This is a genomic window from Halobellus captivus, assembly GCF_007655485.1.
Lineage (GTDB): Archaea > Halobacteriota > Halobacteria > Halobacteriales > Haloferacaceae > Haloquadratum > Haloquadratum captivum.
This window is the reverse complement of sequence record NZ_VJXQ01000002.1, coordinates 406,422-425,697: the sequence shown is the minus strand read 5'-3', so window position 1 is coordinate 425,697 and position 19,276 is coordinate 406,422. Positions and strand designations below refer to the sequence as shown.

Genomic DNA, 19,276 nt, shown 5'->3' with positions numbered 1-19,276 from the left:
CGCGCAGTGACCAGCACGCGCGCGAGTAACCGCTCGGCCACCGAACGAGGTGAGCGCCGATGAGCAAACAGGCACCGTCCTCGCCGAACGAGGAGACGAACCCGGCCGCGGAGGGTGAAGCCGAAGCGACCGAGGCGGCGCAATCGCCCGTCACGACGGGCTCCGAATCCGTCATTCGCGCCCTCGAAAACGAGGGCGTCGAGGCCGCATTCGGCGTCCAGGGTGGGGCGATTATGCCCATCTACGACGCGCTGTACCACTCGGACATCCGCCACGTCACGATGGCGCACGAGCAGGGGGCGGCGCACGCCGCCGACGCGTTCAGCGTCGTCCGGAACGAACCGGGCGTCTGTCTGGCGACGTCGGGCCCGGGCGCGACGAATCTCGTCACGGGAATCGCCGACGCCAATATGGACTCCGACGGGTTGCTCGCACTCACCGGCCAGGTCCCGGCGGATATGGTCGGCTCCGACGCGTTCCAGGAGACCGACACGACCGGCGTGACCGCGCCGATCACGAAGCACAACTACTTCGCCAGCGACCCCGACAGCGTCGGCGACACCGTCGGCGAGGCGCTCGCGCTCGCGGGCGAGGGACGTCCCGGGCCGACGCTCGTCGACCTGCCGAAGGACGTCTCGCTCGCCGACACCGAAGTCGAACCCGGTCCGGCGGAGCCGCCGGAGACGACGCGGCCGCAGTACGTCGCCGACGAGGAGAACGTGCAAACGGCCGCCGAGGCGATCGAGGCCGCCGAGCGGCCGCTGCTGCTCTTCGGCGGCGGCGTCATCAAAGCCGACGCCACCGAGCAGGCCCGCGCGTTCGCCGACGGGCACGATATCCCGGTCGTCACGACGATGCCAGGGATCGGCTCGTTCCCCGAGGACGACGATCTCTGCCTGTCGTGGGCGGGGATGCACGGCACCGGCTACGCGAATATGGCGATCACGCACACCGATCTGCTGATCGCCGTCGGGACGCGCTTCGACGACCGCCTGACCGGTGGTATCGACACGTTCGCGCCCGAAGCGGAGGTCGTTCACATCGACATCGATCCCGCCGAGATCTCGAAGAACGTCCACGCGGACTACCCGCTCATCGGCGACGCGGGAATCGTCCTCAACCAGCTCGACGACGCGATCGCGACCGCTCCCGACGCCGAGGAGTGGCGCGAGCAGTGTCGCACGTGGAAGGACGAGTACCCGATGGACTATGCGACGCCCGACGACGAGCCGCTGAAGCCGCAGTTCGTCGTTGAGGTGCTCGACGAGGCGACCGACGACAACACCATCGTCACGAGCGGCGTCGGACAGCATCAGATGTGGGCCGCCCAGTACTGGAACTTCACCGAGCCGCGGACGTGGGTGTCGTCTCACGGCCTCGGAACGATGGGCTACGGGCTGCCCGCGGCGATCGGCGCGCGGATCGCGGCCGACGACGACCAGGACGTCGTCTGCATCGACGGCGACGGCTCGTTCCTGATGACGATCCAGGAGCTTTCGGTCGCCGTCCGCGAGGAACTGGACATCACCGTCGCGGTGCTCAACAACGAGTACATCGGGATGGTCCGCCAGTGGCAGGACGCCTTCTTCGAGGGCCGACGGATGGCCGCCGAGTACAACTGGTGTCCCGAGTTCGACAAACTGGCGGAGGCGTTCGGCGCGCGCGGGTGGCGCGTCGACGACTACGACGAGGTCACAGACGCCGTCGAGGAGGCGCTCGCGTACGACGGGCCGTCGGTCATCGACTTCCACATCGACCCGGCGGAGAACGTCTATCCGATGGTCGCCTCCGGCGGCGCAAACGGCAAGTTCGCACTGACGGAGGACCAGCTATGAGCTCGGACGATTCCCACGACGATCTGCCGAAGCACGGACTGCAAGGACCGGAGCCGGAGGAGCGGCCGCATCCCGAGGGCCGACGGAACGCCCAGGGGATCCGCATCGATCCGGCGGCCGAGTCCGAACACGAACCGCGTCGGGCGGTGCTGTCGGCGCTCGTCGAGAACGATCCCGGCGTGCTCTCGCGCATCGCGGGGCTGTTCTCGCGACGGCAGTTCAACATCGAGAGCCTCACCGTCGGTCCGACGACCGTCGAGAACCACTCGCGGATCACGATGGTCATCGAAGAGCCCGATCCGGGGATCGACCAGGCGGAGAAGCAACTCGCCAAACTCAAGCCGGTCATCTCCGTCGGTGAACTCGACGACGACGCCGTGCGGACCGAACTCGTCCTCCTGAAGGTTGAGGGCGACGAACCCGACAAGGTGCACGCCGTCACGGAGATGTACGACGGACAGACGCTCGACGCCGGGCCGCGGACCATCACGGTCCAACTCACCGGCGACGAACAGAAGGTCGACGACGCCATCGACGCGTTCCGCCAGTTCGGCATCATCGAGATCGCTCGGACAGGATACACCGCGCTGGCGCGCGGCGATCAAGCGACCGTGCCGGGCGAGAAGCCGGGCACCGCGGACGAACCGACGAAGCCGACAAACACACAATAACGATACTACAATGACAGAAGATCTAGATACGACGGTATACTACGACGACGACGCGGACCGCTCATACATCGACGACGAGACCGTGGCCGTCCTCGGCTACGGCAGCCAGGGTCACGCCCACTCGCAGAACCTCTCCGACTCCGGTGTCGACGTGATCGTCGGCCTCCGCGAGGACTCCTCCTCGCGCGCCGCCGCCGAAGCCGACGGCCTGCGGGTCGAAACGCCCGCCGACGCGGCCGCCGAGGCCGACATCGTCTCCGTGCTCGTCCCCGACACGGTCCAGCCCGCGGTGTTCGAGGAGATCAGAGACGGTCTCGAACCCGGCAACACGCTGCAGTTCGCCCACGGATTCAACATCCACTACAACCAGATTCAGCCCCCGGAAGACGTCGACGTGACGATGGTCGCGCCGAAGTCGCCGGGACACCTCGTCCGACGCAACTACGAGGCGGGGCAGGGGACGCCCGGTCTCCTGGCGATCTATCAGGACGAGACGGGTGACGCGCGGGAACGCGCGCTCGCATACGCCCACGGGATCGGCTGTACCCGCGCAGGCGTCATCGAGACGACGTTCCGCGAGGAGACCGAGACCGACCTCTTCGGCGAGCAGGCCGTCCTCTGCGGCGGGATGACGGCGCTCGTCAAGGAGGGGTACGAAACGCTCGTCGACGCCGGATACGCCCCCGAGATGGCGTACTTCGAGTGCCTCAACGAGATGAAGCTAATCGTCGATCTGATGTACGAGGACGGCCTCTCTAACATGTGGGACTCCGTCTCCGACACCGCCGAGTACGGCGGTCTCTCACGCGGCGAACGGGTCATCGACGACCACGCGCGCGAGCGGATGGAGGAGATCCTCGAGGAAGTACAGGACGGGACGTTCGCCCGCGAGTGGATCGCGGAGAACCAGGCCGGACGACCGTCGTACACCCAGCTGAAGAACGCCGAGGAGACCCACGAGGTCGAACAGGTCGGCAAGCCGCTGCGCGATCTGTTCGCGTGGGGTGCCGAGGACGAAGAGGCCGCGGAAGCGCCCGCGGACGACTGAACCACGATGACGACAGTGACACAGGTATTCGCGACAGACGGTGATAGAGTATGAGTGAGGGAACGCTGTACGACAAGGTGTGGGAGGAACACACCGTCTCCGAGCTGCCGACCGGACAGACGCAGCTGTTCGTCGGCCTCCACCTCATCCACGAGGTGACGAGCCCCCAGGCGTTCGGGATGCTGCAGGAGCGGGATCTGGAGGTCGCCTATCCGGAGCTCACCCACGCGACGGTCGACCACATCGTCCCGACGGCGGACCAGTCGCGGCCGTACCGCGATGCCGCCGCCGAGGAGATGATGTCCGAACTGGAACAGAACGTCCGCGAGTCGGGGATTCAGTTCTCCGACCCGACGACGGGCGAGCAGGGGATCGTCCACGTCATCGGCCCCGAGCAGGGACTCACCCAGCCCGGGAAGACGATCGTCTGCGGCGACTCCCACACCTCGACGCACGGCGCGTTCGGCGCGCTGGCGTTCGGGATCGGGACGAGCCAGATCCGCGACGTGCTCGCGACCCAGACCGTCGCGATGGAGAAGAAGAAGGTCCGGAAGATCGAGGTCACGGGCGAACTCGGCCCCGGCGTCGAGGCGAAGGATATCATCCTCGAAGTGATCCGTCGGCTCGGCACCGAGGGCGGCGTCGGCTACGTCTACGAGTACGCGGGCGAGGCCATCGAGAACCTCGATATGGAAGGGCGGATGAGCATCTGCAATATGTCCATCGAGGGCGGCGCTCGCGCGGGCTACGTCAACCCCGACGAGACCACCTACGAGTGGCTGGCGGAGACCGACCACTTCCGGGAGAACCCCGAGAAATTCGACGAGCTGAAGCCCTACTGGGAGTCGATCCGCTCGGACGACGACGCCGAGTACGACGACGTCGTCACCATCGACGGCTCCGAACTGGAACCCGTCGTCACCTGGGGAACCACGCCCGGACAGGGCGTCGGCATCAGCGATCCAATCCCGACCCCCGAGTCGCTTCCGGCCGACAAAGCGGACAGCGCACGGCACGCACAGGAGCACATGCGCGTCACGCCCGGCGACACGATGGAGGGCTACGAGATCGACGTCGCCTTCCTGGGTTCGTGTACGAACGCGCGGCTCCCCGATCTGCGCCGCGCGGCGGAGGTCGTGGAGGGCCAGCAGGTCCACGAGGACGTCCGCGCGATGGTCGTCCCCGGCAGCCAGCGCGTGAAGGCCGCCGCCGAGGCCGAAGGTCTCGACAAGATCTTCGAGGAGGCGGGCTTCGAGTGGCGCAACGCGGGCTGTTCGATGTGTCTCGGGATGAACGAGGACCAACTGCAGGGCGACGAGGCCTGCGCGTCCTCCTCGAACCGCAACTTCATCGGCCGCCAAGGATCGAAGGACGGCCGCACCGTGCTGATGAGCCCCCGGATGGTCGTCGCCGCGGCGATCACCGGCGAAGTGACTGACGTGCGCGAACTGAAGGAGGTGACTCTGGTATGACCGACGAGATCCCCGAAATCGACGCCGTCTCTGGCACGGGTATCCCGATCCGCGGGAACGACATCGACACCGACCAGATCATCCCCGCGCGCTTTATGAAGGTCGTCACCTTCGACGGCCTCGGCGAGTTCGCGTTCTTCGATCTCCGGTTCGACGAGGACGACAACCAGAAGGACCACCCCTTCAACGAACCGCAGTTCCAGGACGCCTCCGTCCTCGCAGTCAACGCCAACTTCGGCTGCGGATCCTCGCGCGAACACGCGCCGCAGGCGCTGATGCGCTGGGGAATCGACGCGATCATCGGCGAGTCCTTCGCCGAGATCTTCGCCGGGAACTGCCTCGCGCTGGGAATTCCCACGGTCACGGCCGACCACGACACGATCGTCGAACTGCAGGAGTGGATCGACGAGAACCCCGACGGCGAGATCGACGTCGACGTCGAGGCCGAGACCGTCACCTACGGCGACACGACGATCGAGGCGACGGTCGACGACGCACAGCGACGGGCGCTCACCGAGGGCGTCTGGGACACGACGGCGCTGATGAAGTCCAACGCCGACGCGGTCGCCGAGAAAGCCGCCGCCCTGCCCTATATCGATGAGTGAGGAGATCGTCGTCATCGAGGGCGACGGCATCGGCACGGAAGTCGTCCCCGCGGCGGTCTCCGTGCTGGAGGCCGTCGGCGACTTCGAGTTCGTCGAGGCCGAGGCCGGAGACGGAGTGCTGGAAGCGACCGGAGAAGCGCTGCCGCAGGAGACGTACGACACCGTCGCCGACGCCGACGCGACGCTGTTCGGCGCGGCCGGTGAGACCGCCGCGGACGTCATCCTCCCGCTTCGGGAGGCGGTCGGTTCCTACGTCAACATCCGCCCCGCGCGGGCGTACCCCGGCGTCGACGCCGTTCGTCCGGAAACGGACCTGGTCTTCCTGCGCGAGAACACCGAGGGGGTCTACGCTGGCCACGAGAACCGTCTCTCCGACGATCTGTCGACGCTCACCCGCGTCGTGACGACCTCCGCGAGCGAGCGATTGGCCGAATTCGCCTGCGAGTACGTCACCGAGCAGGGGAACGGCGGCTTCCAGGTCGTCCACAAGGCGAACGTGATGCGCGAGACCGATGGTCGGTTCCGCGACGCGGTCGTCGACGTCGCCGAAGAGGCGGGCGTCGAGACCGAAGAGGTCCTGATGGACGCGTTCGCGACGCGGGTGTGTCTGGATCCGACGCAGTTCGACGTCGTCGTCTGCCCGAACCTCGCGGGCGACGTGCTCTCGGACTTAGCGGCCGGGCTCGTCGGCGGACTGGGACTGCTTCCCTCCGCCAACGTCGGCCCCGACAACGCGCTGTTCGAACCCGTTCACGGCACCGCTCCCGACATCGCGGGAGAGGGCGTCGCCAACCCCTCCGCGGCCATCCTCTCTGCCGCGATGTTGCTCGACCACCTCGGCTACGCCGACGAGGCGGCGAACGTCCGCAACGCGGTCGAGTCCGTGCTCGAAGACGGGCCGCGGACCGCCGATCTCGGCGGCGATGCCGGAACCGAGGACGTCACGAGCGCGGTCCTCGACCGCCTCGACTGAAGGCCTCACGCGCGCAGTCGTACATCGCTTCGACTGAGGCACGGATCGTTTTGGTTTTTGTTTCGTTCGCGATCTCCAGTGATGCCAGCAACGATCTCATCGCGTATACACGCACCTCGATCGTCCGGAACGTAGCCGAGGCGGTCGACTCCGACCGTTAGTGTCCGTTCGTGATTGTTCGATATAGGATTCTCCCGTATCCGATCCGATACGAACACAAACCATTAACAATATTCAGATCGAATCTCGGACAGACGACCCTCATGTTACCCGCTGAGAGAAAACGGCGCATCGTGGAACTCGTCACCGCCGCGGACGGTCAGTCGGTCGAAGCCCTCGCCGACGAACTGGGATACTCGAAGGCGACGATCCGTCGCGACCTCCACGAACTGGAGGACCGAGGTCTCATCGAGCGGTCCCACGGCGGTGCCGTGCCCGTAACGAGCGTCGGACACGAGCAGGCGTACGGACAGAAGGAAGTCCAGAACCTCGACGCGAAGCGCGCGATATCCGAGCGCGCCGTCGAGGAGATCACCGACGGCCAGGTGGTCTTCTTCGATGCGGGGACGACGACGATGCAGGTCGCACAGAACACGCCGAAAGATGGGTCGATGCTCGCCGTGACGAACTCTCCGCGGCTCGCAGTCGAGCTCGGGAAGGAGGACAACGACGTGAAGCTAACCGGCGGCACCCTCCGACGCCGGACGCGCTCGCTCGTCGGGCCGACCGCCGAATCGTTCCTCGAACGGACGAACTTCGATCTCCTCTTTCTGGGCGCGAACGCGGTCGACGTCGAGACCGGGCTCACGACGCCCAACGAGGAGGAGGCCCGCGTGAAAGAGCTGATGGTGCAGCGCGCTTCGCGCGTCGTTCTCGTCGCGGACGCGACGAAAGTCGGCGAACGCTCGTTCGTGACCTTCGCGGACCTGTCGGACGTCGACGTGTTCATCACCGCGGGAGAGATCTCCCAGGAGGAGATCGAGCGGTTCGAGGCCGAAGACGTCACCGTCGTCGTCGCCGACGCGGAGGCCGTCGCGAAATGACCGCTTCGACTGATCCGACGGATTCGGCTGATCCGGCAGATTCGATAGACGCCGAGGAGACGAACGCGACCGGCCCGGACGTTCTGACCGTCACGATGAACCCGGCGCTCGATCACACGGTGACGATCGACGAGCCGCTTCGAGAGGGGGCGGTCGCGAGGACCGACGACGCGCAGTTCGACGCGGGGGGAAAGGGAATCAACGTCTCGCAGTACCTCACCGAACTGGGCGTCGACGCGCCAGCAACCGGGTTCTTGGGCGGGCCGTTCGGTGGGATGATCGGCGACGCGCTCGACGAGGAGGGGATCGCCCGCGACTTCGTCGAGATCGGGGGACGGACCCGGATGAATACGACGGTGTTGAGTCCGGGCGGCGAGTACAAAATCAATCACAACGGACCCGTCGTCGACGACAGGGAGGTGGACGGACTCATTCGACGGGTCGAGGCCCGCGACCCCGAGCGACTCGTCGTCGCCGGGAGCCTTCCGCGCGGTATCGACGCCGATGCGGTGGATCGCCTGGCGGAGGCCGGACCGTGGGAGACGGCCGTCGATATGGGCGGGTCGTTTCTGCAGCGACTCGACGCCGAGTACCTCGTGTGCAAGCCGAACCGGGACGAACTCGCCGCCGCGACCGGCCGCGATGTCGAGACCGTCGACGACGCCGTCGCCGCGGCGCGTGACCTCCGGGCGCGAGGGTTCCGGTTCGTGTTGGCTTCGCTCGGGCCCGACGGGGCGCTGGTCGTTTCGGCGTCGGATGCGTACTACGCTCCCGCCCTTCCGGTAGACGTCGTCGACACGGTCGGCGCTGGCGACGCGCTCCTCTCGGGCTTCCTCGCGGGACTCGCACGCGACGAATCAGTCGACATCGCGCTCAAAACCGCCGTCGCGGTGGCCGCGCGGGTTGTGTCCGTCTCCGGAACGCGCGTCCCCCCGTTCGACGACGTGTATTCGGATCGGGAGCGAGTCGACGTCACGGCGATTTGATCGATTTGAGCGATATTGCATTGATATCAGTGTAATAGATCAGAAACAATCACGAGCGAAAGTATTTTTGAGGACCTTCAGCAATATCCGTGAGGGAGACTTATGTCAAGCAAAGCTGAGAGCAAGATGCGGTCCCATCTGACGAAAGTCAAGGAGGACCTCATGACTGGCGTATCGTACATGATTCCGTTCGTCACGATCGGCGGGATCTTCCTCGCCCTCGGATTCGCCGTGGCGCCGACGGGTCCGAACGGCGCACCTGATACGTCCCAGGCGGGGACGCTCGCGTACTTCCTCGGGCAGATCGGTGGGCTGGGGCTCACGATTATGGTCCCGATCCTCGGCGCGTACGTCGCGTACGCGATCGCGGACCGACCCGGGCTTGCCCCCGGTTTCCTCGCCTCGTACCTGATTCAGCAGGGCGAAGTGCTGGTCGCCGCCGGTGAAGTGATCGGCCTGCAGGGCGGCGAAGCCGGTGCGGGCTACCTCGGAGCGCTCGTCACCGGTCTGCTCGTCGGCTACGTCGCCAAGTGGATCAAGAACTGGAGCGTTCCGGACTTCATCCAACCGATGATGCCCGTACTCATCGTGCCGGTGCTGACGATGGCGATCGTCTCGCCGATCGTCCTGTTCGTTCTCGGCGTGCCGGTCGCGATCGCTAACGCCGGACTCACCGCGTATCTCGAAGGGCTGCAGGGGAGCCAGGCGCTTCTGGTCGGTGCGCTCCTCGGCGCGATGATGGCGTTCGACATGGGTGGCCCGGTCAACAAGGTCGCGTACGTGTTCGCGGCCGGACTGATCACCGAGGGGATCAACGAACCGATGGCGGCGGTGATGATCGCCGGGATGATCCCGCCGATCGGACTGGCGATCTCGAACTTCATCGCCCCGCACAAGTACGCCGAAGAGATGTACGAGAACGCCAAATCCGGGATCGTCCTCGGCTTCTCGTTCATCACGGAGGGTGCGATCCCGTACGCCTCGGCTGATCCGATCCGCGTCATTCCGTCGATAATGGTCGGTAGCGCCGTCGGCGCGGCGATGTCGATGTCGTTCGGCATCTCGATGCCCGCGCCGCACGGCGGCATCTTCGTCGTTCCGCTGGCGAACAGCCCGCTGCTGTTCCTTGCCGCGATCGTCATCGGATCGCTCGTGACGGCCGCGCTTGCGACGATTCTCAAGCCCGACTACGAGGAGGGCGTCGGCGCGAGCGAGAGCGACTCCGCCGCCGCAGCCAGCGCTGGCGACTGATTCGATTCGATCGCCGACTGACCTGTCGGCGTGGAGAGACACTCCGCATTTCGCGGCAATCCGTTCTTCCTCTTTGTAGTAAATCGCCAAATCGAAGAGAAAATTCCTTACCAGTAGCGTGCACATATCCGATCGGTTATGCTCGAAGATGACATCGACCGGCTGCTTCCGCTCGCGCACATCTCCCTGTCGGAGCCGCCGACGGAGAAAGAGGCCGCGATCGAGTTCCTTCTCGATCTCATCGCGGACAACGGCCGCGTGACGGACCGCGCGGCCGCGCTGGAATCGCTCAGAGAGCGCGAGAAGGAAGCGACGACCGGCGTCGGAATGGGAATCGGGATTCCGCACGCGAAAACCAGCGCCGTCGACGAGCCGTCGGTCGCGTTCGCGCGCTCCACTGAGGGGATCGACTTCGACGCGATGGACGACAAGCCCGCGCGGCTGCTGTTCATGATTCTCGTCCCGGCGGAGGGTGGCGAGGAACACTTACAGATCTTGAGCGCCCTTTCACGCGCACTGATGCACGAAGACGTACGCGAGACGCTGCTGGAAGCCGAGGACGCGGAGACCATCCAAGAGACCGTCAGGGAGGCTGTGAACTGATGCCAGAGCGCGTCGTCACCATCGTTCCGGAGGACGGGCTCCACGCGCGCCCGGCGTCGAAGTTCGTCGAGGCGGCCAACGAGTTCGACTCGGAAGTGAAAGTCGGCCACGTCGACGGTGACCTGGTGAACGCGGCGAGTATGCTGGCTGTCACTGGACTGGGCGCGGCCGCGGGCGAGGAAGTCCGACTGACCGCCGAGGGCGACGACGCCGAGGCCGCGCTCGACGAACTCGAACGCATCCTGTCGACGCCCGAGGACGAACTCTGAGGCGATGACGGAGCGACGACTCTCCGGCGTCGGTGTCACGCCCCTCTCGGGCGTCGGTACCGCCGTCTGGTACGCGCCCGACGCGGAACTCGACGCGCCGCCCGAGCCCGAGACCGTCGATGCCGACGCGGAGCGCGAGCGGTTCGAGAGCGCCCGCGACGGCGCCCGCGCGGAGATCCGCGCCGAGCGCGAGCGGACGGCCGAGCGCGTCGGCGAGGCCGAGGCGGAGGTGTTCGACGCGCACGTGCAGTTTCTCGACGATCCCCAGATATCCGACGGTGTCGAGAGCGAGATCGGGGATGGCCTCCCCGCCGAGCACGCAGTCACCCGGACCTTCGACCGGTTCGTCGAGCAGTTCGAGGGGATGGAGGGCCGGATGGCCGAGCGCGCGGACGACCTCAGAGACGTCAGAGACCGGCTGGTACGCGTCCTTATCGGCAGTGATCGGGTCGACCTCGCCGACCTCCCCGACGGGAGCGTCGTTCTCGCAGAGCGGCTGACGCCGAGCGACACCGCACAGCTCGATCCCGAGCGCGTCGCCGGGTTCGTCACGGTGACCGGCGGTCGAACGTCGCACGCGGCGATCTTCGCGCGCTCGCTCGCCCTCCCGGCCGTCGTCGGCGTCGGTGAGGGTCTTCACGATATCGAGGACGGCTCCGAAGTCGTCGTCGACGGCACCGAGGGAACGGTGACCGTCGATCCCGACGCGGAAACGCGCGATGCGGCCGCTGGCGGCGAGGACGTCGAGATCACGGCGGAGTCAGTCGAGACCGCCGACGGCACGCCGATCGAGATCGCCGCGAACGTCGGAACGCGCGCCGATCTCGCTCCCGCCGCCGAGCGCGGGGCGGACGGCATCGGGTTGTTCCGGACGGAGTTCCTCTTTCTCGACAGGCAGTCGCCGCCAGACGAGGACGAGCAGTACGAGGCCTACCTGGAGGCCTTAGAGGCGTTCCCCGGCGGACGCGTCGTCGTCCGCACGCTCGATATCGGCGGCGACAAGCCGATCGAGTATCTGGATCTCCCCGAGGAGGAGAACCCCTTCCTCGGCGAACGGGGCATCCGCCGCTCGCTCGGGCCCGACGCGGACCTCTTCGAGACGCAGCTTCGGGCGCTGCTACGCGCGGCCGGGAGCGAGAACGGCGGACAACTCTCGGTGATGCTGCCGCTCGTCTCCACCGTCGAGGAGGTACGCGAGGCGCAAGAGGCGTTGAAGTCGGTCGCGGCGGATCTGGAAGACGACGGCGAGTCGTACGCGATCCCGGAGTTCGGCGTGATGATCGAGACGCCCGCCGCGGCGTTTTTGGCACCGGATCTCGTCGACGATGTCGACTTCTTCAGCATCGGCACGAACGACCTCGCCCAGTACGTGATGGCGGCGGAGCGCGGCAACAGCCGCGTTGCGGATTTGGGCGACTACCACCAGCCCGCGGTGCTCCGGGCGATCCGCGCGACAGTCGAGGCGACCGAGGGAACCGACGTCTGGGTCGGGATGTGCGGAGAGATGGCCGGAGATCCGGATCTGACGGAACTGCTCGTCGGGCTCGGGCTCGACGAACTGAGTATGAGCGCGGTCACGGTGCCGCAGGTGAAGCACGCCGTGACCGAGACGACAGTCGCGGACGCGCGCGCCCTCGCCGAGCGGGCGCTCGCGGCCAGTACGAAAGCTGAAGTCCTCGGCGTGTTAACGGAGACCACACGATGAACCTTGTCGCAGTCACATCTTGTCCGACGGGAATCGCACACAGCCAGATGGCCGCGGAGAACCTCGAACAGACGGCCGAGCGCCTCGGCCACGAGATCAAAGTCGAGGTACAGGGCGCGATGGGCGCGCAGAACGAACTCACGGCCTCCGAAATCGCCGACGCGGAAGCGGTCATCATCGCTTCCGACACCGCGGTCAGCCGCGACCGATTCGAGGGGAAGCCAGTGGTGAAGGGAACCGTGAAGGACGGCGTCAACGACCCAGAGAGCCTCTTCGACCGCGCGGCCGAACTCGTCGAACAGGGCGAGACAGGCACGGTCGAGGTCGGCGGGGGCTCCGACGGCGACGCCGAACCGACGGACGACGGCGCGAGCAGCACGGCGGGATCGGATACAGGCCGACGCGGTGGCGATCGAGAGAAGGGATTGTTCGCGCGGCTCAAGCGACTGTTCTCCTAACGTCTCGGTTTACTCACATATCCGCCGCAGTGCGACGCGGTTCGTGAGCGGTCGAGCATCGGAACGTGCAATTTCGTGCATATTCAAGCACACTCCGCATACCTTATCACGGCGGCGGAAGAAATCGCACGTGAGGTGACACACAGTGCCATTCTACGGCGGAAGTGAACTCGGCAACGTCTACGACGACGCGCTCGAGAAGGGATTCGGACTCGTGGCGTCGAACATCGCCGAACCGAACGTGATGATGGGGCTGATGGAGGGGGCCTCCCGAACGGGATCGGATCTCCTCTTACAGCTCAGCGGCGGTGCCTGCTCGTTCGCGGGCAACGGGGATGCCGTCGACGGGCTGCGGGCGATGGGGACGTACATCGACACCATCGCCGACCAGTACGACATCGGCGTCTTCCTCAATATGGATCACCAGACGGATCTCGATCTCATCGAGACGCAACTGGAGTTGGGGATTCCCTCCTCGATAATGATCGACGCCTCCCACGAGCCGTTCGAGGAGAACGTCGCGACGAGCCAGGAAGTCGTCGAGATGAAAGAGGCGAAGGGCGCAGACGTCCTCATCGAGGCCGAACTCGGCCAGATCAAGGGCGTCGAGGACGAGATCGAATCCGAGGAGGCGTTCTACACCGATCCCGAACAGGCCGTCGAGTTCGTCGACCGGACGGGCTGTGACCTGCTCGCGATCTCGGTCGGGACCCAGCACGGCGTCGCGAAGGGGAAGGATCTGGAGCTTCGCCCGGACCTTGCGGGCGACATCCGCCAGGCGCTTCGCGACCACGGGCTCGACACGCCGCTGGTGCTGCACGGCTCCTCCGGCGTTCAGCCCGATCAACTCCAGCGGATGCTCCAACACGGCATCTGCAAGGTAAACAAGGACACCCGGTACCAGTACGAGTACACGCGCACCGCCTACGACCTCTACCGCGAGGACCCGACGAACGTCGTCCCGCCCGCGGACGTCGACGGCGACCGCGACACGTTCTTCAACGACACCGACTGGTCGCCGAACAAGGACGTCTTCGATCCGCGCGTCGCCGGACGGAAGATTCGCGACCGCATCGCCGACGTTCACGCCGATCTCACCGAAGTCTCCGGCAGCGCGGGACAGAGTCGCTACGCGTAGTCGAAACGCGTCGGCAACGCGCGTCGCTGCCGCGTTATGAAAACACGCGTACGATCGAGACGGAAATACCCGGACGACCTGATCGGATACCCGCTCCCGGGCGTTTAAGTCTCCACACGCCGTTCTTTCTGGTATGCCACAAATACACCTCGACGAGGAGACCGTAGCGCGATTAGACGCGCTTCGACAGGAGGACGAAGACTACGACGAACTCGTCACCGAACTCATCAACATCTACGAGGCCGAAGAGTTGACTCTCTTCCACGGCGGCGACGAGGTGTAGGCGTCGCCGGTCTGCCGCACTGCCGCACTGGGGAACTGCAGGGGAGGGACTGCGGGTGTTTTTGACGATATCGATCGAGTTCGGTTTTCCGTGTGTCCACCGCTAGGTAGATACTCGGCGGCGGCGTAGAAGCCGTGTCAAATGAAACCAATTATCACCGAACGGATGACCGCCGAGATCGATGGTGAGTACGTGATTTACATCAACGGAATGCGCCTCAACAAGCTTCGAGCCCTGCCGAAGTATCTCCGTGCGGGACTCAAAGCCGGGGAGATGTTCAAGCAATTAGCGGCGGATCCCGACAGCGGGTTTCTCGGGTATCTCCCGGCGTATATGAGTCTGCGAAGCGGCGCGGCGATCCAATACTGGCGATCGCTCGAAGATATCAAGCGCTTCGCGGGGGATCCGGACGGAACCCACGTTCCGGCGTGGCAGTGGTACAACGAGGAGGTCGGAAACTGCGGCGAACTTGGCTTCTGGGCCGAACTCTACGTCGTCAAAGACGGCAGTTTCGAGACCTTCTACCGCAATATGCCGCCCACCGGACTCGGCGAGCACGGCTCGCTCGTGCCGATGGAGGATCACCACCGTCAGCTCGGACTCACCGAGACGGAGACGCCGCCGCCTGCCGACGCCGCGAGCGAAGCGTCTCGAAGCGGTAGATGAAAGACTGACCTCCGGAAATCAGTATCGGCCCGGACGAGAATCTAACAGAGCCGGTAGCGCTCGCAGTCCTGGTCGATCAGGTCGCGTTCACAGAGCGTCGAGAGGATGCTGTACAGAGAGATTTTCTTCATATCGAGTCCGGTTTCGAGTTCCGAGAGACTCGCCTCTCCGTGTGTCGAAAGGAACAGATAGACGAGCTTCGCACGCGGCGATTCGAGTTCCGACGGAATCGACGGCGTCTCGATACCCGCCGTCGGTCGTGAGTGCATCGTACCTTGCATCGTTGTTATCAGGTCCTTATCTTCGACGATAATAAAACCCGCCCACGTCGATTGTCGAAAGTGTTCAGAATAAATTCCGGCGATAGAAACCGGCTATTCGACGTTTCTCGAAAAGTGGACGAATGTTCACGTCGATTTCGACGTCGAAACGCGTCGATATTTTCGACTGGTGACGATAGTGTTACACTGTCTCTCGATCAGTGGAAGGGGCGGGAGTCGAACCACGCGAAGCCGTAATCCGGCGCGACCGGGTGACGGTCGCTGCCGGAACGCTCTACCACTGAGCCACCCTTCCGTCACGAGATAACGGTTCGCAGTGATAAATGCGTAGCGGCGACCAACGCGGCGTCGGGACGCCCTCACGCCAAGAGCGACTCGCCGGTCATTGCTGTCGGCTTCGTCACGCCAATCAGTTCGAGGATCGTCGGCGCAATGTCGCAGAGCGATCCGCCCGCTCGGACGACTCGCCCGCCGTCGTCGCCGTCGGGCGTGAGGTAGACGAACGGAACGGGGTTCGTCGTGTGGGCGGTGTGGGGTTCCTCGGCGGTACCCATATCGTCGGCGTTGCCGTGGTCGGCCGTGACGAGGACGTGGCCACCGGCTCCTCGGACCGCGTCGACGAGTCGCCCGAGCTGTTCGTCGACCGCCTCGACGGCCGCGACGGCGGCCTCGAAGTCCCCGGTGTGGCCGACCATATCGGGGTTCGCGTAGTTGAGGACCAGCACGTCCGGGTCGTCGGAGTCGATCGCTTCGACCGCCGCGTCGGTCACGCCCGCGGCGCTCATCGCCGGCCGGAGGTCGTAGGTGGCCACGTCGGGGCTCTCGACGATCCGTCGGATCTCACCGTCGAAGGCGACCTCGCGGCCGCCGTTCAAGAAGTACGTCACGTGAGCGTACTTCTCGGATTCGGCGATGCGAAGCTGCGTCCTCCCCGCGGCGGCGAGCGTTTCGCCCAGGGTGTCCGTCGGCTCCTCGGGCGGAAAGGCCACCGGAAGGTCGAACGTCTCGTCGTACTCGGTCATCGTGACGACCCGAACCGCTGGCGGGTCGGTCTCGAAGGGCCACTCGGGATCGATATCCGCGAGCAGTCGGACGAGCTGGCGCGCGCGGTCCGGACGGAAGTTGAAGAAGAGAACTGCGTCGCCCTCTTCGAGCGGGGGACCGCCAGCGACTACCGTCGGCTCGACGAACTCGTCGGTGTCGCCGCGCTCGTAGGAGTCGCGGACGGCTTCGACCGCCGACGCCGCCTCGTGGTCGGCCTCGCGGTGAACGATGGCGTCGTAGGCGCGCTTCGTTCGCTCCCAGTTTCGATCGCGATCCATCGCGTAGTAGCGCCCGGAAACGGTGGCGACGCGGCCGGTGCCGTGCTCGGCGACGACGTCTTCGAGTGTTTCGAGGTAGCTCTCGCCGCCGTAGGGGTCGGTATCTCGTCCGTCGGTGAACGCGTGCGTGACGGCGTCGATGTCGCGCTCGGCGGCGATCTCGATCAACGAGTGGAGGTGGCCCTGCTCGGAGTGGACCCCGCCGTCGCTCAGCAGCCCCATACAGTGCACGCGGCCGCCCGTCTCTTCGGCGTGATCGAACGCGGAGGCGATGGCCTCGTTGGTCGCAAAACTCCCCGCGGCGATGGCGTCCTCGATGCGGGTGTACGCCTGCTTGACGACCCGGCCCGCGCCGATGTTGAGGTGGCCGACCTCGCTGTTTCCCATCTGTCCGTCCGGGAGGCCAACGCGGCGGCCGGAGACGTCGAGCGTGCCGTACGCGCCGGATGCAGCGATGCGATCGAAGTTCGGCGTCGACGCCGCCTTCACCGCGTCGCGTCGGTCGTGGTTCCCCAGCCCCCAGCCGTCGAGGATGACGAGCGCTGCCTGCATACCCGACCTGACGGTAGGTCACCGGGAATAGGCTTCGCTTCGTCGGGCGTCCACAGCGGGACACGCCTTCGCCGTGCGGACGCGACACCTTCTTTCGCGCCGCCGCCGTGCTCACGCACGATGCCCGAGTCGTCCACCGATCCGAGCGACCGAAATTCCCTTCGTACGCGGCTCAGACGCCCCCTTCCAGAACGCTGGGTCCAATACTACCTCGGCAACGGTGCGAGTCTCGGCTGGCTGCTCGTCGTCGACGGCGCGGCCTTCCTCCTCGGTGTCAGTTTCTACGTCCACAGCGACCCGTCGCTCGGAGACCTCAGCTCGCTCGCGTACCCGCTGTTCGGCGACTCGCCGACCGCGCTGGCGCTCGCGACGCTGTCGGTGGCGACGCTCATCCCACATCTCGGTCGCGATGTCACTGCGGCCCCGTCGAACCGGTTGCTCGCGCTGCTTCACACGCTCGCGTTCGTTTGGCTCGTGAAATACGGTCTCTGGACGGCTATCGCACTCAACCTTCGGCCGGATCTCTACTTCGGGTTCACGCCCGCGCTCCTGTGGGAGTACTGGGGGATACTCATCACGCACCTCTTCTTCCTCGTGCACGCGGCGGTGATTCCCTACTACGGGAAAACCACCCGGGAAGCGTTGGTGGCGGCGCTCTGCTTGCTCCTCCTCAACGACGCGTTCGATTACGGGCTCGGACTGTACCCGCCGCTCCGGTACGACGCGGGGGCGCTTCTGGCGGGGATCACTGTCATTCTCTCGTTCGTCGTCGTCGGCTACGCCGCTTGGGCCTTCGACCGCCACGAATCGGCGTGAGCGGATGCGCGAAATCGACGTGGCGGATGCGCGAAGTCGGCGTGGGCGGATACGCGAAATCGGCGTGGGCGTGAAAACAGCGTGGGTTTATATCCGATGGAGCGGCCAGCGCTCCCGTGACGTAACGTCTGCCCCGCGTCGTTCGCGGTTGCTCGGCACAGCGACGTAGGGGTCGAAGCTGAGCGGCTACCACGGAGTCGCTACCCGTGCCGACTGTTCGCCATTTAACACGTTTCGGCGCTGCGTTCGCGATCCGTAGTTGTCGAGTATGCGGGGACTTCCGGAGTCGTCACCGGTTCCGAACGGATCGTTCCTGTCTGATTCACAGAACGCAGTCAGTAAGCGTCAGCGTCTTAGGTCTCGGTGATTTACCTCCGGTTATGGACGCTGCGGTACTGCTGGATCTCCTCGGTAACGAGAACCGGCGGCGCATTCTCCGGCTTCTCTCGCACAAACCGTGTTACGTGACCGAGATCAGCGAGTACCTCGGGGTCAGTCCGAAGGCCGTTATCGACCACCTCCGGCGGCTCGAAGAGGCGGGGCTCGTCGAGAGCCGGACGGACGATCAACGCCGGAAGTACTTCCACATCGCGCGGAACCTCAGATTGGAGGTGAGCGTCTCGCCGTACCGCTTCGGCGCGAAGAGCGCCTACCCGGCCAGCCGGAGCCTCGATATGCGCGGCCGCTGTCAACACATCTCGCTGCAGATCCCCGATTCGACGGCCGAGGAGCGCGGACCGGTGGATCGAGAGGGGGCGACTGACGGTGTTCGAGACGGAGTCGCAGACGGTATCCGAGACGGGGCGAAAGACGAGCACCAGGAGGAACACGGCACGACGGCCGCCGAAGCCAGCGACGGAGTGCGCGATGCGGACCCGCACGGGACGGACCCCTCTGGGGGAGACGACCCCGGCGTCGGCGATTCCGGACGGCAGAACGGCGGCATCCCGACCGCGACCAACGGCAGCGGTGAGGCGGCGGACGTGAGCGAACTCGCCCAGCAGTACGCCTACCTCGAAGACGTCGAGAGCGAACTTTCGCTCGCGCAGCGGTGGGTTCACGGCCGAGTGACCGACGTCCTCGACGACCTCTCAGAGCGCCTGGGATCGGAGGCCGATAGCCGATTCTGCGCTGAACTCCTCTCCACGCTGGTCCGGGGACCGAAGAGCGCCCGTGAGGTCGCCAGCGATCTCAACGCGGGTCTCGAACGCGTCGAGACCGCACTCTCACGCCTCGAAGAGCGAGATATCGTCGAGTACGACGACACGGGCTGGCGGATCGTTTGCTGAGCCACGCTAC

General features: G+C 65.6%; 20 protein-coding genes, 1 tRNA gene and 1 pseudogene. 19 read left to right on the top strand and 3 right to left on the bottom strand.

Annotation, left to right across the window (positions count from 1 at the left end):
- Positions 1-59: 59 nt before the first annotated feature.
- From ilvB to FJT57_RS07430, 16 genes are all read left to right on the top strand, one after another.
- Complete coding sequence (ilvB, locus tag FJT57_RS07500) at positions 60-1,835, top strand: biosynthetic-type acetolactate synthase large subunit (protein ID WP_144903696.1); 1,776 nt, start codon at positions 60-62, stop codon at positions 1,833-1,835.
- Positions 1,832-2,506 carry an acetolactate synthase small subunit gene (gene ilvN, locus FJT57_RS07495; protein ID WP_144903695.1) on the top strand — a complete coding sequence of 225 codons (675 nt, stop codon included), beginning with the start codon at positions 1,832-1,834 and terminating at the stop codon, positions 2,504-2,506. Before ilvB ends, ilvN begins: the two co-directional genes overlap by 4 nt.
- A 10-nt stretch (positions 2,507-2,516) precedes the next feature.
- Positions 2,517-3,554: a ketol-acid reductoisomerase gene (ilvC, locus tag FJT57_RS07490; RefSeq protein ID WP_144903692.1), complete on the top strand. Its 1,038-nt coding sequence runs from the start codon at positions 2,517-2,519 to the stop codon at positions 3,552-3,554.
- 50 nt (positions 3,555-3,604) lie between these two features.
- On the top strand, positions 3,605-5,026 hold the full coding sequence (gene leuC / locus FJT57_RS07485) for a 3-isopropylmalate dehydratase large subunit (protein ID WP_144903690.1): 1,422 nt from the start codon (positions 3,605-3,607) through the stop codon (positions 5,024-5,026).
- Complete coding sequence (gene leuD, locus FJT57_RS07480; protein WP_144903686.1) at positions 5,023-5,631, top strand: 3-isopropylmalate dehydratase small subunit; 609 nt, start codon at positions 5,023-5,025, stop codon at positions 5,629-5,631. Before leuC ends, leuD begins: the two co-directional genes overlap by 4 nt.
- Positions 5,624-6,604, top strand: a complete 981-nt coding sequence (leuB, locus tag FJT57_RS07475) for a 3-isopropylmalate dehydrogenase (RefSeq protein WP_144903683.1) — start codon at positions 5,624-5,626, stop codon at positions 6,602-6,604. The genes leuD and leuB overlap by 8 nt, the downstream gene beginning before the upstream one ends.
- A gap of 263 nt (positions 6,605-6,867) precedes the next feature.
- Positions 6,868-7,647 carry an HTH-type transcriptional regulator GlpR gene (gene glpR / locus FJT57_RS07470; RefSeq protein ID WP_144903680.1) on the top strand — a complete coding sequence of 260 codons (780 nt, stop codon included), beginning with the start codon at positions 6,868-6,870 and terminating at the stop codon, positions 7,645-7,647.
- Entirely contained in the window at positions 7,644-8,633 is a 990-nt protein-coding gene (gene pfkB, locus FJT57_RS07465) for a 1-phosphofructokinase (protein WP_144903677.1), read from the top strand. The genes glpR and pfkB overlap by 4 nt, the downstream gene beginning before the upstream one ends.
- Before the next feature lie 102 nt (positions 8,634-8,735).
- The gene (locus FJT57_RS07460) at positions 8,736-9,884 is read left to right on the top strand and encodes a PTS fructose transporter subunit IIC (RefSeq protein ID WP_144903675.1); all 1,149 of its coding nucleotides are present in this window, start codon (positions 8,736-8,738) and stop codon (positions 9,882-9,884) included.
- A 138-nt stretch (positions 9,885-10,022) separates the two neighbouring features.
- The gene (locus tag FJT57_RS07455) at positions 10,023-10,487 is read left to right on the top strand and encodes a PTS sugar transporter subunit IIA (RefSeq protein ID WP_144903672.1); all 465 of its coding nucleotides are present in this window, start codon (positions 10,023-10,025) and stop codon (positions 10,485-10,487) included.
- The gene (ptsH1, locus tag FJT57_RS07450) at positions 10,487-10,756 is read left to right on the top strand and encodes a phosphocarrier protein HPr (protein ID WP_144903669.1); all 270 of its coding nucleotides are present in this window, start codon (positions 10,487-10,489) and stop codon (positions 10,754-10,756) included. Before FJT57_RS07455 ends, ptsH1 begins: the two co-directional genes overlap by 1 nt.
- A 4-nt stretch (positions 10,757-10,760) precedes the next feature.
- Complete coding sequence (gene ptsP, locus FJT57_RS07445) at positions 10,761-12,461, top strand: phosphoenolpyruvate--protein phosphotransferase (RefSeq protein ID WP_144903666.1); 1,701 nt, start codon at positions 10,761-10,763, stop codon at positions 12,459-12,461.
- Entirely contained in the window at positions 12,458-12,919 is a 462-nt protein-coding gene (locus FJT57_RS07440) for a PTS fructose transporter subunit IIB (protein WP_144903664.1), read from the top strand. Before ptsP ends, FJT57_RS07440 begins: the two co-directional genes overlap by 4 nt.
- A gap of 145 nt (positions 12,920-13,064) precedes the next feature.
- Positions 13,065-14,057 (top strand): class II fructose-bisphosphate aldolase, encoded by a 993-nt coding sequence (fba, locus tag FJT57_RS07435; RefSeq protein WP_144903661.1) that lies wholly within the window; start codon positions 13,065-13,067, stop codon positions 14,055-14,057.
- 133 nt (positions 14,058-14,190) lie between these two features.
- The gene (locus FJT57_RS16630) at positions 14,191-14,340 is read left to right on the top strand and encodes a DUF7557 family protein (RefSeq protein ID WP_203229123.1); all 150 of its coding nucleotides are present in this window, start codon (positions 14,191-14,193) and stop codon (positions 14,338-14,340) included.
- Positions 14,341-14,481: 141 nt separating this feature from the next.
- Entirely contained in the window at positions 14,482-15,006 is a 525-nt protein-coding gene (locus FJT57_RS07430; RefSeq protein ID WP_203229122.1) for a DUF4188 domain-containing protein, read from the top strand.
- Positions 15,007-15,047: 41 nt separating this feature from the next.
- Here the strand turns inward: FJT57_RS07430 and FJT57_RS07425 are convergent, their stop codons facing one another.
- The 3 genes from FJT57_RS07425 to gpmI all read right to left on the bottom strand — a co-directional run bounded on the left by FJT57_RS07425 (position 15,048) and on the right by gpmI (position 17,161).
- On the bottom strand, positions 15,048-15,275 hold the full coding sequence (locus tag FJT57_RS07425) for a TrmB family transcriptional regulator (protein WP_238993939.1): 228 nt from the start codon (positions 15,273-15,275) through the stop codon (positions 15,048-15,050).
- Positions 15,276-15,488: 213 nt separating this feature from the next.
- Positions 15,489-15,582 (bottom strand) — tRNA-OTHER (locus FJT57_RS07420).
- 64 nt (positions 15,583-15,646) lie between these two features.
- Positions 15,647-17,161 carry a 2,3-bisphosphoglycerate-independent phosphoglycerate mutase gene (gpmI, locus tag FJT57_RS07415; RefSeq protein ID WP_144903656.1) on the bottom strand — a complete coding sequence of 505 codons (1,515 nt, stop codon included), beginning with the start codon at positions 17,159-17,161 and terminating at the stop codon, positions 15,647-15,649.
- A gap of 120 nt (positions 17,162-17,281) precedes the next feature.
- Between gpmI and FJT57_RS07410 the strand changes: the two genes are divergently transcribed.
- From FJT57_RS07410 to FJT57_RS17425, 3 genes and pseudogenes are all read left to right on the top strand, one after another.
- Positions 17,282-17,977, top strand: a complete 696-nt coding sequence (locus FJT57_RS07410; protein WP_144903653.1) for a DUF1405 domain-containing protein — start codon at positions 17,282-17,284, stop codon at positions 17,975-17,977.
- A gap of 380 nt (positions 17,978-18,357) precedes the next feature.
- A pseudogene (locus FJT57_RS07405) lies at positions 18,358-18,729 on the top strand (ArsR/SmtB family transcription factor); the annotation flags it as partial.
- Positions 18,718-19,266 carry a hypothetical protein gene (locus tag FJT57_RS17425; RefSeq protein WP_449405206.1) on the top strand — a complete coding sequence of 183 codons (549 nt, stop codon included), beginning with the start codon at positions 18,718-18,720 and terminating at the stop codon, positions 19,264-19,266. The pseudogene FJT57_RS07405 and the gene FJT57_RS17425, both read left to right, overlap by 12 nt.
- The last annotated feature ends 10 nt before the right edge of the window (positions 19,267-19,276 follow it).